Genomic DNA, 14,438 nt, shown 5'->3' with positions numbered 1-14,438 from the left:
CTCAACGGAGCGCTTCGCGCCGCTCTAAACTCACGGCAATGTCCATCGATGCCGACACCCTGATCGACTGGTTCGCCACCCACGCGCGCGACCTGCCGTGGCGGCACCCCGAGCGCACCGGCTGGGGCGTGCTGGTCAGCGAGATCATGCTCCAGCAGACGCCGGTGGCCAGGGTCGAGCCGATCTGGCACGAGTGGATGGCACGCTGGCCGCTGCCGTCCTCGCTGGCCGCCGCCTCCCAGGGCGAGGTGCTGCGGGCCTGGGGCAAGCTCGGCTACCCGCGACGCGCGCTGCGGCTGCACACCGCGGCCGGGGTGATCGCCGCCGAGCACGGCGACGTCGTTCCGTCCGATGTGGACACCCTGCTGGCGTTGCCCGGCATCGGCGCCTACACCGCGCGTGCGGTGGCCACTTTCGCCTACGGCAAGCGGGCTCCGGTGGTGGACACCAACGTCCGGCGGGTGGTCGCGCGCGCGGTGCACGGGGCCGGTGACGCCGGTCCGCCGTCCAACACCCGGGACATGAACGACGTCGAAGCGCTGCTGCCGCCCGAAGAAGACCGCGCGGCCCGCCTGTCCGCCGCGCTGATGGAACTCGGCGCGCTCATCTGCACCGCCCGCACGCCGCGCTGCGCCGACTGCCCGCTCTACGCCGAGTGCGCCTGGCAGCGGGCGGGACGCCCGGCCTACGCGGGTCCGCCGAAGGTGGTGCAGAAGTTCGCCGGCACCGACCGGCAGGTCAGGGGCCTGCTGCTGGACGTGCTGCGCGGCACCGAAGGGCCGGTGGAGAAGGCCAGGCTGGACCTCGCGTGGTCGCAGTCCGGGCAGCGGGACCGGTGCCTGGACTCGCTATTGGTGGACGGTCTGGTCGAGCAGACGGCCGACGGGTTGTTCGCTCTCCCGGGTGAACATTGATCTTTAAGGCAGCTTCTTACATTTACAGACCAAAGTTGGTTATCTATTGTCTTGTGGCCGCGTCGGCGGTTACGGTTCCGGAGCGCACCCCCCTGCGATGTACCCCTGCGCACAACCGAATGACCGCCTGAAAACGATCTGGGCCGGTGGGCCTCGCGCGCCGCCGCGCCCTGTCCGAGGGAGATCGACACATGGCCGGAAACCCGGGTTTCGACCGACGAACCGCGCTCAAGGGCGGGCTGACCGTGACCGCCATCGGCGCGTTCGGCAGCCTCACCGCCCGTGCCGCGAACGCCGAACTCGCCGCCGGCGCGGCGCCGGAACCGACGATCCACGGCACCGCCGCCTGGGGCGCCCGCCCACCGAGCGGCGCCATCACCATCGAGAACCACAAGCCCACCTACATCGTGGTGCACCACACCGTGGAACCGGGCAACACCAGCGACTTCTCCCTGGAGCGCGCCTTCGCGATCTCCAGGGCCATCCAGAACTTCCACATGGACACCCGGGGCTGGATCGACACCGGGCAGCAGTTCACCAACAGCCGCGGCGGCCACATCACCGAGGGCAGGCACGAAAGCCTGAAAACCCTGCGGGGCGGCACTAAGCACGTCCAGGGCGCCAACGTCGGCGGGTACAACAGCCAGATCATCGGCGTCGAGAACGAGGGCCTCTACACCGAGGCCGACGTGACGCCCGCCCTGTGGAACTCACTGGTGAAGCTGGTCGCGTACATGGCGAGCCAGTACGGCATCGGCACCGCGAACATCAAGGGGCACCGGGACTTCAACTCCACCGAGTGCCCGGGCGGGGTGCTCTACGGCCGGTTGCCCGAACTGCGCACGGCGGTCGGGAACGCGCTCGGCACGCGGGTCGAGCAGCCGCTGGAGTGGCCGCTGCTCAAGCCGGGCGACACCGGGCCGAAGGTGCTCGCCGCCCAGCACCTGCTGCGTGACTCCGGAGCGCTAAACGTGCCCGCCGACGGGGTTTTCGGTCAGTCCACAAAGGACGCCGTGGCCGGGCTCGTCGCCGCGCGCGGGATCGAGCCGCACCAGTGCACCGCTTCGGTGCACGTCGACGAGACCGGGTTCTTCGGCGCCGACATCTGGCCACAACTGGCGCGCCCGGTGAAGCCGGGCACCGACAGCGAAGCGGCCCGCGCGGCCGCCGTGCTCACCGACGCCGCCGGCGCGCGTTCGTCGGCTACTCCCGAACTTTCCACGCAAGCGTGGAAAGAATTAATTAACGGCTGAGCACCTCAGACAGGAACGCCTCGACCGCGCCCCGGTACGCCCGGGGCGCGGCGAGGTGCACCACGTGGTGCGCGCCGGGCACTTCGACGTGCCTGCCGTCCACCGCCCTGGCCGCCACCTCGGCCTGCTGACCCGGCGGCATCGACCCCCGCCCGCCTTCGACCACCAGCAGCGGGCAGCCGATTTTGTCCACAATGGACCAGTAGTCGCGCACGCCCCATTCGCCCGCGATCTCGTACAGGTTCTCGAGATCGGCCGCGAGGTGGAAGCCGTCCTCCCGTTCCACCACGCATTCGGTGAAGTAGTCGCCGAGGTCGCCGAAGAACGCGCGGACGTGCGCCAGTGATTCGAACGGGACCGGCCAGGAGTCGAAGTACGAGCGCCATTCGTCCACGCTCTTGCCGACCTGGTCGGGTGCCATGTCCTCGGAAACCACCGCACGCACCAGTTCGGGCGCGGTGGCCGCGGCGCCCCAGGCGTGCAGGCCACCCATCGAATGCCCGATCACGATGGCCGGGCCTTCGCCGAGCCACCTGATCGTGTCGAGTACGTCGTCGACGAAGCGCTCGGTGTGCCACGGCCCGGTCTTCGCGGCCCGCCCGTGCCCGGCGGCGTCCAGCGCCACGACGTGCCCGTATGGCTTGAGCCACTGCGCGACCGTCCACCAGGTGCGGGCGCGGCCCATCAACCCGTGGAGCAACACGATCGGCGGACCCTCGCCGCCGAAGTCAACAACAGTGTCACGCCGGTCCATCTATGCTCCCGCCCATGCGCCGCCGCCAGTACCTCGTCCTCTGTGGCCTGGTTCCGCTCATTATCGGCTGCACCCCGGGCGGTCCGGACGCACCCGCGTCGGACTCGGCACAGCCCGGGGTCGCCTCGGCGGGCGCGCCGGGCGCGGGTGACCCGGCGTACCCGAACGACGGCAACGGTGGTTACGACGCACTCGGCTACGACGTGTCGATCACCTACGACCCGCCCGCCCAGCGGCTCGACGGCGACACCACCGTCACGGCGAAGGCCACCCAGGACCTGAACCGGTTCAACCTCGACCTGCGCGGGCTGGACGTGGCGTCGGTGGAGGTCGACGGACAGCAGGCGGAGTTCACCCGGGAGAGCGACTTCGAGCTGGTGATCACCCCGGCGCAAACGCTTGCAACTGGGCAGACGTTCAAGACGCGGGTGCGCTACTCCGGCGTGCCGGGCAGTGGTGAGGAAGGGCTGGGCGCGGGCGGGTGGCACCCGTCCCCGTCGGGTGGGGCCTACGTCGTCGGGCAGCCGCACTCGGCCGCGTACTGGTACCCGGTGAACGAGACCCCCCGCGACAAGGCCACCTTCCGGGTCACCGCACGGGTGCCGGAGGGCTGGTCGGTGGTCTCCGGCGGGGTCGAGGAGCAGACCGCGACCGACGGCGGCTGGACCACCTCGACCTGGCGCGACGACACCCCGGTCGCCAGCTACCTGACCACCGTGGCGATCGACCGGTTCACCTTCGAGCGGAGCACGCTGCCGGACGGGAAACCGCTGGTGAACGCCTACGCACCGGGCGCGGAGGGCCAGCGCTCGGTGGCGGCGCGCACCGCGGAGGCGGTGGAGTTCCTGGCGTCGCGCTTCGGGCCGTACCCGCAGACCGCGACCGGCGGTATCTACACCGACGACCGGATCGGGTACTCGCTGGAGACGCAGGGGCGGCCGACCTACGCGAACTGGGCGGACCTGGAGACGGTGGTGCACGAGCTGGCGCACCAGTGGTACGGGAACTCGGTGTCGGTCCTGGACTGGTCGGACGTGTGCCTGAACGAATGCGTGGCCAGCTACAGCCAGTGGCTGTGGGCGGAGGCGAAGGAGGGCGCGGACCTCGACGAGCAGTACCACTCGACCCTCGACCGGACGCGGGAAAGCACGCGGCTGTGGTCGGCGAAACTGCACGAGGCCACCGCGGGCGCCGAATTCGACGGCGTCTACGACAAGGGCATCCTGGCCATGCACGCCCTGCGGCGGACGATCGGGGACGAACCCTTCGCCGCGGCGCTGAAGGAATGGCCCGCGCTGCACAAGGACGGGAACGCCACCTGGCGGGAGTTCGAGGCGTTCATCGCCGCGAAGGCGGGCCGCACCGACCTGGCCCCCTTCTTCGACGCCTGGTTCCGCGGCACCACCCTCCCCGACGACGAGCACCTCTACCCCGGCTCCCTTCGCCGCTAGCTCTCACCACCCCCGGCGAATGCTATGAGTGGGGCATTACTTGCATTGAACGCAAGTAATGCCCCACTCATAGCATTCGGCTGGGCTCGCTGCCCTGGGACGGGAGCCAGCTCGGCACGTACGCTGAACCCATGGCAGTGGTGAAGATCAACGCAATCGAGGTTCCCGAGGGCGCCGGACCCGAGCTGGAGAAGCGGTTCACGAACCGCCTCCACGCGGTGGACGGGCAGCCCGGCTTCATCTCGTTCGAGTTGCTGCGCCCGGTCGCCGGGGACAACCGGTACTTCGTCTACACGAAGTGGGAGTCCGAGGAGCACTTCAAGGCGTGGGCCGACGGCCCGGCCAAGGAGGCCCACGGTGGGCAGCGCAAGCCCGTCGCCAGCGGCGCGAGCCTGCTCGAGTTCGAGGTCGTGCTGAGCACCGAGAACTAGCACCGAGGACCAGCACAGACGTGAGCCCGGAAGTGGAGCGCGCCGCCGAGTGGATCGGCGGCGCGGGAGCGTTGCTGGTCTGCGCGGGGGCGGGTATGGGCGTCGACTCCGGATTGCCCGATTTCCGTGGTGACGAAGGCTTCTGGCGCGCCTACCCGTCGTACGCGCGCCTCGGCCTGAGCTTCGTGGAGCTGGCCGACCCCGGTCACTTCGGCGCCGATCCCGAGCTGGCCTGGGGTTTCTACGGCCACCGCCTCCAGTTGTACCGCGAAACCGTGCCCCACCCCGGGTTCGAGCTGCTCCGGAAGTGGGGCGCGGCCACGCCCGGTGGCTCGCGGGTGTTCACCTCCAATGTGGACGGTCAGTTCCAGAAGGCGGGCTGGCCGGACGCGCACGTCGGCGAGGTGCACGGGTCGATCCACCACCTGCAGTGCTTCACCGGCTGCACCGGCCGGATCTGGCCGGCGGACGTCGAGGTGACCGTCGACCCGGAGACCATGCGTGCCCGGCCCCCGTTGCCCGCGTGCCCGGACTGCGGCGGCCTGGCGCGCCCGAACATCCTGATGTTCGGCGACTTCGGCTGGCTCCCCGGCCGCAGCGACGGCCCGCTCACCGCGCTCACCGAATGGCGCCGGAAGCACCGCGACCTGGTCGTCGTCGAACTCGGCGCGGGCCAGGCCGTGCCGACCGTGCGCCGCTACGCCGAACTCGCCAGCGCGGCCACCGGCAAGCTGATCCGGATCAACCCGCGTGAAGCCGACGTGCGCCACGGGCGCGGCGTTTCGCTGCCGCTCACCTCGCTCGACGCGCTCTCCCGGATCGACACCCGGCTCACACCGGCACGGTGAGCTGGGCGAACACCGCGTCGTGGTCGCTGGCCGCGACGTCGAACACCTGGAAGTCGCGCACCGCGACCCGGTCGTCGACCAGGATGTGGTCGATGGTCACCGGCGGCGGGAACAGCTTCCCCGGCCACGTCGGCCGGTAGCCCTTCCCCAGTTCCGCCGCGGCGTCGGCGTACCCGGCGTCGATCAGTTCTCGGAACGACGCGTGGTCGAAGGTGGCGTTGAAGTCCCCGGCCAGGATGCGCACCGGCAGGTCCGCGGTCGGCTCGGGCAGCCCCGCCAGTTCGGCCTTCCAGTCCACCGGCGACTCGACCGGCGGCATCGGGTGCACCGCGACGACCTCCACCCCGGTCCCGTCGCCGAACTCGACCCGCGCGCTCGGCTGGCGCAGCTTCGACGGTCCCGCCAGTTGCAGCTCGGTCAGCGGGTACTTCGAGACCAGGCCGGATCCCGCGCCACCGCGGATCGGGTGCAGCACCCGGTGCGGCAGCAGGGTGAACAACCCCGCGCGCTCCAGGTCCCCCACCATCGCCGGGCTCAGCTCCAGCAGGCTCAGCACCTCGACCTGGTTGGCCCGCACCAATTCCACAATGGACTGAGCCTCCGCGCGGCCGAGGAACAGGTTCGACGCCAGCACCCGCAGCTCGCGACCATGGGTCACCCCAGGCTGTTCCTCCGCGACCATCCGCGGCACCAGCACCGACACCAGCGCGGCGACCAGCAGCAGCACCGCCGCACCGGCCTTCCACCGCTTCAGCACCAGCGCCAGCACGCCGAGCAGAAACCCGGCGACGGTCAGGTAGGGCGTCAACGCCAGCGCCGCCGTGGTGTAGGCGTTGCCGTCGATGCCGAGAAGGCGCATCGCGGCGAGCACGGCCAGCGGCACGGTGGCGAGCACCAGCAGTCCGGTCACCACGCGCGCACCCGCGCGCACCTTGCGCGGCGGCGCCTCCTGCTGATCGATCATGCCGCCAGTATGCCCGGATCCGCTGACAGGACCTGACAGCGCGCTGTGCGCGGCCTGCCAGGTCGCCCGGCCATGGTGAGCGGCGAACGCGACACGTGAAGGAGGAGGACATGTCGCACGCGATCCGGGCCGAAGGCCTGGTGAAGACCTATGGGGAGACCAAGGCGCTGGACGGGGTGGACCTGGAGGTGCCGACCGGCAAGGTGGTCGGGGTGCTCGGGCCCAACGGCGCAGGCAAGACCACCGCCGTCCGCATCCTCGCCACGCTGATCCAGCCCGACGCCGGGCACGCCGAAGTCGGCGGGTTCGACGTGGTGAAGGACCCGGTGCGGGTCCGCGGGCTGATCGGCCTCACCGGGCAGTACGCCTCGGTGGACGAGGACCTGTCCGGCACCGAGAACCTGGTGCTGATCGGGCGGCTGCTGGAGTTCAGCCGCGCCGACGCCAGGGCCCGCGCCAAGGAGCTGCTCGAGCAGTTCGAGCTGACCGACGCCGCGACCAGGCCGATCCGGACCTACTCCGGGGGCATGCGACGGCGCTTGGACCTGGCCGCCAGCCTGGTCGGCCGGCCGCGGGTGCTGTACCTGGACGAGCCGACCACCGGACTGGACCCGCACGCCCGCAACGAGGTGTGGGGCGTGGTCCGCGCGCTGATCGCCGGGGGCACCACGGTGCTGCTGACCACGCAGTACCTGGAGGAAGCCGACCAGCTGGCCGACACGATCACCGTGTTCGACCACGGCCGGGTGGTCGCCAACGGCCGCTCCGACGAGCTGAAGCGGCGCGTCGGCGGGCAGACCCTCCAGGTGCGCCCGACCTCGGTCGCCGACCTGGACCTGGTCGAGCGCATCCTCGGCGAGCTGACCGGCGTCCGCCCGCACCGCGAGAGCGCCACCGGCCTGCTCACCGCGCCCGTGTCCGACCCGATGCTGCTGTCCACCCTGGTCCGCAGGCTCGACGAAGCCGGGGTGACCGCCGACGAACTGGCGTTGCGCCTGCCCAGCCTGGACGAGGTGTTCCTGGCGCTGACCGGGCACGCCGCCGAGGAGACCACCGAACGAGAAGGGAGCCTGGTGTGACCACAGCGATCGCCGCGCCGCCACCGCGGTACGTCAGCCCGGCCAGGAGCCTGAATCACGGGCTCACCCTCGCCTGGCGCGGGGTGCTGAAGATCCGCAAGAACCCCGAGCAGCTGGCCGACGTGGTGCTGATGCCGATCGTCTTCCTGGCCATGTTCGTCTACCTGTTCGGCGGCGCCATTTCCGGCGACACCGGCGCCTACCTGACCATGGTGGTGCCCGGGGTGATGGTGATGAACATCATGCAGGTCAGCCTGACCATCGGCGTGCACATGAACACCGACGTGTCCAAGGGCCTCTACGACCGCTTCCGCAGCATGCCGATCGCACGCTCCGCCCCGCTGTTCGGCGCGGTGCTCGCGGACGTGGTGCGCTACCTGGTCTGCCTGGTCGTGCTGCTGGTGGTCGCCACGGTGATGGGGTACCGGATCGCCACCGATCCGCTGTCGCTGCTGGCCGCCACCGGGCTGGTGGTGTTGTTCGGCCTGTGCTTCTGCTGGATCTCGATCTTCGTCGGGATGCTGATGCGCACGCCGGGCGCGGTGCAGGGGCTGATGTTCGTGTTCATCATGCCGCTCAGCTTCGGCAGCAACGTTTTCGTGCCGTCGGACACGATGCCGGGCTGGCTGCAGGCGTGGACCGACATCAGCCCGGTCAGCCTGCTCTCGGACGCCCTGCGCGGCCTGCTCAACGGTGGCGCGGTGACCGGACCGCTGCTCGGCGCGCTGGCCTGGATGGCCGCCGTGCTGGCGGTGTTCTTCCCGCTGGCCATGCGGTCCTACCGCAAGCGCGTCACCTGAGTCAGCTAGACGCTAACCGCCCGCCCGTGCGAGGAACTCGGCTATCGCGTCCTCTTTGGACAGCTGACTCCCGTACAAGTAGGCGGCTTCGTAGGCGGGCTCGCCGAGTTCGGCGGTCAGGTTCGCCATCAGTTCGCGCACTTCGGGCTCGCCGAGGTCGAGCACCCCCCGCAGTCGCGTGCTGATGCCGAGCATGGCCGCCGACTCGGCCGCGGCGCCTTCGCGGTGCTGCACCATGGCCAGCAGTTCGGCGCTGCGTGCCAGGTCGGCGACGTCCCGGCGGTTGGTGGCCGACTGGGCGCCGGCGGCGATGTGCACGCGTGCGTCGGCCAGCCGCCCTTCGGTCACCGCGAGGGCGGCGAGGCCGCGGCTGGCCCATTCCAGGGTGGTGCCGGGCGGGAACGGGGTTTCCACGGGCCGGGCCGACAACTCGGCGAGCACCTCGCGGCAGTAGGCGGCGTCGCCGCCGCGCCGGGCCAGTTCGGCCTTGCCGTACAACAGGAAAATGGCGTTCTCGTCGCTGGGGTATTCCTCGCTGAGCTGTTCGAGCCTGGCCATTTCCGCCCAGGCGCCGACCAGATCGCCGGACCGGGCGCGTTCCATGGCCAGCCGCCAGAACTGCTGCCCCATCTCCTCGGCCAGGTTCAGCTCACGGGCCAGCCTGAAACCGCGTTCGAAGGCTTCGATGGCGGCGGCGTGGTCACCACGCAGCGAGTGGTCGTCGGCCACCATGCTCCACGCCATGCTCATGCCCCAGCGGTCGCCGAGCGCCTCGAACTCGCTGAGCGCGGTGGTCCTGGCGGAGTGGGCGGCCTGGCGGTCGCCGCGATCGCCCAGCACGAACCCTTGCACCCACAGCCCGGAGGCGCGGGCCCACTTGTCCCCGCTGTCGAGCGCGCGGGAGATCTCCCGGTCCGCGAGTTCGTAGTCCCCGGCCACGAAGGACACCATCGGCAGCGCGATCGCCAGCATGGCGAACCGGTCGGCGGCCCCGCTTTCCACGCATTCGTCCACCATCGCCCGGAAGTCCGGCGCGTTCTCGGTGCCGAACATGATCACCTGGGTCATGCCCTGGATGAGCCGGAAGATCGCGGCCGCGTACCGCGGTAGTTCCTCGCCCAGTTCGAGCACTTCCCCGGCGACCTCGACGGCCTGCGGGTGCTGGCCGCGCACCATCCAGATCCAGAGCATGGCCAGCGCCAGGCGGTGCGCGATCTCGACGTCACGCGTACCGATCGCCCAGCGCAGCGCGGCCATCAGGTTGTCGTAGTCGGCGTCGAGCACGGCGATCGCTTCGAGCTGCTCCGGGGTCCGCAGCCGCGGTTCCTCGCGCTCGGCCAGTTCGAGGAAGTGGGTCGCGTACCGGCGGCGGTAGGTTTCGCGCTCGCCTGCTTCGTCCAGGCGTTCGTCGGCGTAGGCGCGGATCGTTTCGAGCATCCGGTAGCGCGGCTGCCCGTGCTCGTCCGGCCGGGCGTCCACAATGGACTTCTCGACCAGCGAACCGAGTACGTAGAGCACGTCGCCGTCGCAGACCCCTTCGATGGCCTCGATGGTGCCGCCGCCGGAGAACACCGACAGCCGCCTGGCGAGCACGCGCTCCGGCTCCTCCAGCAGGTCCCAGCTCCACTCGACCACCGCACGCAGCGTGCGCTGACGCGGGAGCGCGCTGCGGCTGCCCGAGGTGAGCAGGCGGAACCGGTCGTCGAGGCGCTGGGCGATCTGCGCCGCGGTCATCGAGCGCAGGCGGGCCGCGGCCAGTTCGAGCGCGAGCGGCATGCCGTCGAGGCGGTGGCAGATCTCCACGACCGCGGCCGTGGTGGCCTCGTCGAGGGTGAAGGCCGGGCTGACCGCGGTCGCGCGGTCAGTGAACAGGCGAACGGCGGGGGCGCGATCGGCGGGGACCTCGCGGCTGGGCAGTTCGAGCGGGCCGAGCGGGCACAGCACCTCGCCGGTGATCGCGAGCGCTTCGCGGCTGGTGGCCAGCACGCGCAGGCCGGGCACGCGGGCGAGCAGGTCGCTGGTCAGGTCCGCGACGGCCTCGATGACGTGCTCGCAGTTGTCGAGCAGCAGCAGGCACGGGCGGTGGCCGAGCCCTTCGGCGATCTGGTCGAGCACGTCGGGCACGGTCAGGTCGAGCGAGGCGCTGTCGATCACGCGGCGATCGCGGATGCCGAGCGCGGCGGTGACCGCGGCGGGCACGTCGGCCGCGTTGCGCACGCCCGCCAGCGGCACGAACCAGGCGCGGCCGTGACCCGCCTCCGGGTGCCGGACCGCGGCCTCGGTGGCGAGGCGCGTCTTCCCGGCGCCACCCGGTCCGACCAGGGTGACCAGCCGGTGTTCGGCGAGGCGCGCGGCGAGGGTCGCCAGCTCGTCGTCGCGGCCGACGAAGCTGGTCAGGCGGGCGGGGAAGGCGGCGGGGTGGGCGGCTTTGGCTGGTTGCGGCAGCTCGCCGCGGAGCACGGCCAGGTGCGTCTCGGTCAGCTCGGGCGACGGGTCCACGCCGAGTTCGTCGGCGAGCGTCTGGCGGACTTTGTCGAAAACGGCGAGAGCCTCGGACTGGCGTCCGGCCATGGACAGGGCACGCATGCGCAAGGCCGCCAGGCGCTCGCGGAGCGGGTGTCGCCCGGCGGCGGCTTCGAGGTCGGCGAGGATCTCGGCGTGCCTGCCGAGTGCCAGTTCGGCCTCGAACCAGTCCTCGTGGGCGGCGGTCCGGAGGTCGTCGAGGCGAGCGGCGGGGGCATGGGCGAATTCGGCGTCGAGGATGTCGGCGAGGGCGGGGCCCTGCCAGAGCGCCAACGCCTCGCCGAGCAGCGCCGCGGCCTTCGCCGGACGCCCCTTGAGCTCGGCACGCCCCTGCGCGGCGAGGGTCTCGAACCGGGCGGCGTCGACGTCGGCGGTCAGCTGGTAACCGCCACCGGCCGAGGTGAGCACGCCGGTCTCGGGCAACGCCTTGCGGAGGCGGGAGACGAGGGACTGGAGCGCGTTGGCCGCATCCGCGGGCGGCTCGGCACCCCAGAGATCGGCGACCAGGGTCTCGGCCGTGACCACGCGGCCGGCGGCGAGCGCGAGGCGGGCGAGGAGCATGCGAAGGCGCGCGCCACCGAGGGCGGTCGGAGGCCCTTCATCCGCGTAAACGCGGACGGGCCCGAGGAGGACTACGCGCACTCCCCCACCATCCCAGACGAGGCGACCCGCGCGCCTGGGGATTGGGGGCTGGTGCAGTGTCACAAATGTGGCTTTGGGGGCGGATTCTGCCCCCAAAGCCACATTTGTGTCCCCGGAGGGGCCCGCAACAAGAGAAAGGCGCCCCCGGAGCGGAGGCTCCGGGGGCGCCTTTCGTCTACGGGAACCGCTACTCGCCGTCGGTTTCCTGGTGGTCGTCACCGGTACCGGCGCCGATGCTCACCGGCGGGGAGTCCGGCACGCTGGACGGCCGGGCCTCACCGCGGAAGGTGAACTTCGCCTGGTCGTCCTTCTCGCCCTCTTCGCCGTTCCAGCCTTCGACGTCGACCACGATGATCTGACCGGCCTGCACCTCGCCGAACAGGATCTTCTCGGACAGCTGGTCCTCGATCTCCCGCTGGATGGTGCGACGCAGCGGCCGGGCGCCGAGCACCGGGTCGAAGCCGCGCTTGGCCAGCAGCGCCTTCGCCTTGTCGGTCAGCTCGATGTCCATGTCCTTGGCCTTCAGCTGCGTCTCGACCCGCGCGATCATCAGGTCGACCATCTGGATGATCTGATCCTTGGTCAGCTGGTGGAAGACGATGATGTCGTCGATCCGGTTCAGGAACTCCGGCCGGAAGTGCTTCTTCATCTCCTCGTTGACCTTCTGCTTCATCTTCTCGTACTTCGACGAAACGTCGTTTCCGGATTGGAAGCCGAGGCTCACGGACTTGGAGATGTCCGAGGTCCCGAGGTTCGAGGTGAAGATCAGCACGGTGTTCTTGAAGTCGACGGTACGACCCTGGCCGTCGGTCAGGCGACCGTCTTCCAGCACCTGCAGGAGGGTGTTGTAGATCTCCTGGTGCGCCTTCTCGATCTCGTCGAACAGCACCACCGAGAACGGCTTGCGCCGCACCTTCTCGGTCAGCTGGCCACCCTCTTCGTAACCGACGTACCCCGGAGGGGCACCGAACAGCCGCGAAGCGGTGTAGCGGTCGTGGAACTCACCCATGTCGATCTGGATGAGCGCGTCGTCCTCGCCGAACAGGAAGTTCGCCAGCGCCTTGGACAGCTCGGTCTTACCGACACCGGACGGGCCGGCGAAGATGAACGAGCCGGACGGGCGCTTCGGGTCCTTCAGGCCGGCGCGGGTGCGGCGGATCGCCTGGGACACGGCCTTGACCGCGTCCTCCTGGCCGATGATCCGCTTGTGCAGCTCGTCCTCCATGCGGAGCAGACGCGTGGTCTCCTCCTCGGTGAGCTTGAACACCGGGATACCGGTCCAGTTGGCCAGGACCTCGGCGATCTGCTCGTCGTCGACCTCCGCGACGACGTCCAGGTCACCGTCCTTCCACTGCTTCTCCCGCTCGGACTTCTGGCCCAGCAGGGTCTTCTCCTCGTCGCGCAGGCGCGCGGCGCGCTCGAAGTCCTGCGCGTCGATGGCCGATTCCTTGTCCCGGCGCACGTCGGCGATCTTCTCGTCGAACTCGCGCAGGTCCGGCGGCGCGGTCATCCGGCGGATGCGCATCCGGGCACCGGCCTCGTCGATCAGGTCGATCGCCTTGTCCGGCAGGAACCGGTCGTTGATGTACCGGTCGGCCAGCGTGGACGCGGCGACCAGCGCCGAGTCGGTGATCGAGACGCGGTGGTGCGCCTCGTACCGGTCACGCAGGCCCTTGAGGATCTCGATGGTGTGCTCGAGCGAGGGCTCGCCGACCTGGATCGGCTGGAAGCGGCGCTCCAGCGCCGGGTCCTTCTCGACGTACTTGCGGTACTCCTCGAGCGTGGTCGCCCCGATGGTCTGCAGCTCACCACGGGCCAGCATCGGCTTGAGGATCGACGCCGCGTCGATCGCACCCTCGGCGGCACCCGCACCCACGAGGGTGTGGATCTCGTCGATGAACAGGATGATGTCGCCGCGGGTCTTGATCTCCTTGAGCACCTTCTTCAGGCGCTCTTCGAAGTCACCGCGGTACCGGGAACCGGCGACCAGCGAGCCGAGGTCGAGGGTGTAGAGCTGCTTGTCCTTCAGCGTCTCCGGGACCTCGCCCTTGACGATGTTCTGCGCCAGGCCCTCGACGACGGCGGTCTTGCCGACGCCGGGCTCCCCGATCAGCACCGGGTTGTTCTTGGTCCGGCGGGAGAGCACCTGCATGACGCGCTCGATCTCCTTGCCGCGCCCGATCACCGGGTCCAGCTTGCCCTCGCGGGCGGAGGAGGTCAGGTTGCGGCCGAACTGGTCGAGCACCAGTGAGGACGACGGGGTGCCCTCGCCGCGGCCGCCTCCGGCCTCGGCGGGCTCCTTGCCCTGGTACCCCGACAGCAGCTGCAGGACCTGCTGGCGGACCCGGTTGAGGTCGGCGCCGAGCTTGACCAGCACCTGCGCGGCCACGCCCTCGCCCTCGCGGATCAGCCCGAGCAGGATGTGCTCCGTGCCGATGTAGTTGTGGCCGAGCTGCAGGGCCTCGCGCAGCGAGAGCTCCAGCACCTTCTTCGCCCGTGGCGTGAAGGGGATGTGCCCGCTGGGCGCCTGCTGCCCCTGGCCGATGATTTCCTCGACTTGCTGGCGAACGCCCTCCAGGGCGATGCCCAGCGACTCGAGCGCCTTGGCGGCGACACCCTCACCCTCGTGGATGAGACCCAGGAGGATGTGCTCGGTGCCGATGTAGTTGTGGTTGAGCATCCTGGCCTCTTCTTGGGCCAGGACGACCACCCGCCTCGCGCGGTCGGTGAACCTCTCGAACATTCCCACTCCCTCGACTGCTGCGCCGGCGGTGAGTAC

General features: G+C 70.4%; 11 protein-coding genes. 7 read left to right on the top strand and 4 right to left on the bottom strand.

The genetic code is table 11. The features are described 5' to 3' along the window. Window positions 1–38 precede the first annotated feature (38 nt). Window positions 39–914: an HhH-GPD family protein gene (locus tag L3Q67_RS13610; protein WP_499189841.1), complete on the top strand. Its 876-nt coding sequence runs from the start codon at window positions 39–41 to the stop codon at window positions 912–914. Window positions 915–1,105: 191 nt separating this feature from the next. Further along, window positions 1,106–2,167 (top strand): peptidoglycan recognition protein family protein, encoded by a 1,062-nt coding sequence (locus L3Q67_RS13605; protein ID WP_499189840.1) that lies wholly within the window; start codon window positions 1,106–1,108, stop codon window positions 2,165–2,167. On the opposite strand, the gene L3Q67_RS13600 is transcribed toward L3Q67_RS13605, so the two are convergent. Next, complete coding sequence (locus tag L3Q67_RS13600) at window positions 2,157–2,921, bottom strand: alpha/beta fold hydrolase (RefSeq protein ID WP_499189839.1); 765 nt, start codon at window positions 2,919–2,921, stop codon at window positions 2,157–2,159. The genes L3Q67_RS13605 and L3Q67_RS13600 overlap by 11 nt on opposite strands. A gap of 14 nt (window positions 2,922–2,935) precedes the next feature. Here L3Q67_RS13600 and L3Q67_RS13595 point away from each other — a divergent pair, with 14 nt between their 5' ends. The 3 genes from L3Q67_RS13595 to L3Q67_RS13585 all read left to right on the top strand — a co-directional run bounded on the left by L3Q67_RS13595 (window position 2,936) and on the right by L3Q67_RS13585 (window position 5,651). Then, window positions 2,936–4,372 (top strand): M1 family metallopeptidase, encoded by a 1,437-nt coding sequence (locus tag L3Q67_RS13595; RefSeq protein WP_499189838.1) that lies wholly within the window; start codon window positions 2,936–2,938, stop codon window positions 4,370–4,372. Window positions 4,373–4,503: 131 nt separating this feature from the next. Beyond that, entirely contained in the window at window positions 4,504–4,803 is a 300-nt protein-coding gene (locus L3Q67_RS13590) for an antibiotic biosynthesis monooxygenase family protein (protein ID WP_499189837.1), read from the top strand. A 20-nt stretch (window positions 4,804–4,823) separates the two neighbouring features. After that, complete coding sequence (locus L3Q67_RS13585; protein WP_499189836.1) at window positions 4,824–5,651, top strand: SIR2 family NAD-dependent protein deacylase; 828 nt, start codon at window positions 4,824–4,826, stop codon at window positions 5,649–5,651. On the opposite strand, the gene L3Q67_RS13580 is transcribed toward L3Q67_RS13585, so the two are convergent. After that, window positions 5,635–6,615, bottom strand: coding sequence for an endonuclease/exonuclease/phosphatase family protein (locus L3Q67_RS13580; protein WP_499189835.1), 981 nt, complete (start codon window positions 6,613–6,615; stop codon window positions 5,635–5,637). The genes L3Q67_RS13585 and L3Q67_RS13580 overlap by 17 nt on opposite strands. 110 nt (window positions 6,616–6,725) lie before the next feature. Between L3Q67_RS13580 and L3Q67_RS13575 the strand changes: the two genes are divergently transcribed. Both L3Q67_RS13575 and L3Q67_RS13570 read left to right on the top strand, forming a co-directional pair. Beyond that, on the top strand, window positions 6,726–7,694 hold the full coding sequence (locus L3Q67_RS13575; RefSeq protein WP_499189834.1) for a DrrA family ABC transporter ATP-binding protein: 969 nt from the start codon (window positions 6,726–6,728) through the stop codon (window positions 7,692–7,694). Further along, a complete protein-coding gene (locus tag L3Q67_RS13570) occupies window positions 7,691–8,494 on the top strand; it encodes an ABC transporter permease (RefSeq protein ID WP_499189833.1) in 804 nt (267 codons plus the stop codon). Before L3Q67_RS13575 ends, L3Q67_RS13570 begins: the two co-directional genes overlap by 4 nt. A gap of 12 nt (window positions 8,495–8,506) precedes the next feature. Here L3Q67_RS13570 and L3Q67_RS13565 read toward each other — a convergent pair whose 3' ends face one another. Next, window positions 8,507–11,578 carry an AfsR/SARP family transcriptional regulator gene (locus L3Q67_RS13565; RefSeq protein WP_499189832.1) on the bottom strand — a complete coding sequence of 1,024 codons (3,072 nt, stop codon included), beginning with the start codon at window positions 11,576–11,578 and terminating at the stop codon, window positions 8,507–8,509. A gap of 268 nt (window positions 11,579–11,846) precedes the next feature. Next, on the bottom strand, window positions 11,847–14,402 hold the full coding sequence (locus tag L3Q67_RS13560; protein WP_499189831.1) for an ATP-dependent Clp protease ATP-binding subunit: 2,556 nt from the start codon (window positions 14,400–14,402) through the stop codon (window positions 11,847–11,849). Window positions 14,403–14,438 lie beyond the last annotated feature (36 nt).

The organism is Saccharothrix sp. AJ9571 (assembly GCF_021725495.1).
GTDB lineage: Bacteria > Actinomycetota > Actinomycetes > Mycobacteriales > Pseudonocardiaceae > Amycolatopsis > Amycolatopsis magusensis.
The sequence above is the reverse complement of the archived record's forward strand: the minus strand, read 5'-3'. Positions and strand labels throughout refer to the sequence as shown.

Excerpts from the sequence above, each read along its gene's own strand:
- L3Q67_RS13580 (WP_499189835.1), bottom strand. The coding sequence starts at position 6,615 with ATGATCGATCAGCAGGAGGCGCCGCCGCGCAAGGTGCGCGCGGGTGCG.
- L3Q67_RS13595 (WP_499189838.1), top strand. The coding sequence starts at position 2,936 with ATGCGCCGCCGCCAGTACCTCGTCCTCTGTGGCCTGGTTCCGCTCATT.
- L3Q67_RS13575 (WP_499189834.1), top strand. The coding sequence starts at position 6,726 with ATGTCGCACGCGATCCGGGCCGAAGGCCTGGTGAAGACCTATGGGGAG.
- L3Q67_RS13610 (WP_499189841.1), top strand. The coding sequence starts at position 39 with ATGTCCATCGATGCCGACACCCTGATCGACTGGTTCGCCACCCACGCG.
- L3Q67_RS13590 (WP_499189837.1), top strand. The coding sequence starts at position 4,504 with ATGGCAGTGGTGAAGATCAACGCAATCGAGGTTCCCGAGGGCGCCGGA.
- L3Q67_RS13605 (WP_499189840.1), top strand. The coding sequence starts at position 1,106 with ATGGCCGGAAACCCGGGTTTCGACCGACGAACCGCGCTCAAGGGCGGG.
- L3Q67_RS13565 (WP_499189832.1), bottom strand. The coding sequence starts at position 11,578 with ATGCTCCTCGCCCGCCTCGCGCTCGCCGCCGGCCGCGTGGTCACGGCC.
- L3Q67_RS13600 (WP_499189839.1), bottom strand. The coding sequence starts at position 2,921 with ATGGACCGGCGTGACACTGTTGTTGACTTCGGCGGCGAGGGTCCGCCG.
- L3Q67_RS13560 (WP_499189831.1), bottom strand. The coding sequence starts at position 14,402 with ATGTTCGAGAGGTTCACCGACCGCGCGAGGCGGGTGGTCGTCCTGGCC.